Below are 785 nucleotides of genomic sequence, written 5' to 3' on the forward strand. Positions count from 1 at the left end.
GCCGATTTTTTCTGTCTAACTTTTGGGGTGCGGTTCAGTAGTAGTACAAACCTTTATTTTGAAATCTTTTGCTTAATGATCCTTCGTTGGAATTGTAAGAGAGTAAAGCTCACCCCCATGGCAGCAATAAATGATAGGGCAGTATTTATTTTTAGGGCTAAAAAGACAAAACTAAAGATTGCCATAAAAACACAGAAACAAGCGATATTAATGAAAAATAACATCTCTTTTAAGTTAGAGCCGACTGAGGCTTCAGGTGTATAATCTTGGTAAAGCGGAGTTTGATTCGATTCGGGAGCTTGTTCAAACTCATAAGCTTCTAATTTTCTTGCGGGCATGATTCTCTCCTTCACAATACATAACCATTCTACCATTTTTTATGCAGAGAATTATTACAGAAAGATTACAAAAAGAATAAAATCCCTTTTCATTTCCTAAATTGTCAAATTAAGTTAGACTTTTCATGTAACTCATAAAAACTTGGTATGGTGTTTGATAATTCAGAGACTTCCTAGGGATTCTATTTCTTTTATCAGCTATAGCTGATAAATAATTTTGAGAAATATTAGTAAAATCCATTTGTTTCGGTAGTCCGTTTCGTCTTAATAAGCCATTAGAATGTTCATTGAGACCTCGTTGACCAGGACATGCTGGATCCGCAAAGAAAATATCAATGTCGTGTGCATTCGAAATAGATTTCTAATTAGAAAATTCTTGCCCGCAATCAAATGTGATCGACTTAAGGAGATGGCTTGGGACTTGTGGCAATCATTGATGAATGGAAT

Annotated in this window: 1 protein-coding gene and 1 pseudogene; both read right to left on the bottom strand. The window is 34.8% G+C overall.

What is annotated here, in order from left to right; genetic code table 11:
* Nucleotides 1-53 precede the first annotated feature (53 nt).
* Nucleotides 54-338 (bottom strand): DUF3270 domain-containing protein, encoded by a 285-nt coding sequence (locus SORDD16_RS03860; RefSeq protein ID WP_061452446.1) that lies wholly within the window; start codon nucleotides 336-338, stop codon nucleotides 54-56.
* Nucleotides 339-447: 109 nt separating this feature from the next.
* Nucleotides 448-768, bottom strand: a pseudogene (locus SORDD16_RS10555) (IS30 family transposase); the annotation flags it as partial.
* Nucleotides 769-785: the final 17 nt, after the last annotated feature.

It is taken from the genome of Streptococcus oralis, from assembly GCF_001578945.1.
In the GTDB taxonomy this organism is placed as follows: Bacteria; Bacillota; Bacilli; order Lactobacillales; family Streptococcaceae; genus Streptococcus; species Streptococcus oralis_Q.

Excerpts from the sequence above, each read along its gene's own strand:
- SORDD16_RS03860 (WP_061452446.1), bottom strand. The coding sequence starts at position 338 with ATGCCCGCAAGAAAATTAGAAGCTTATGAGTTTGAACAAGCTCCCGAA.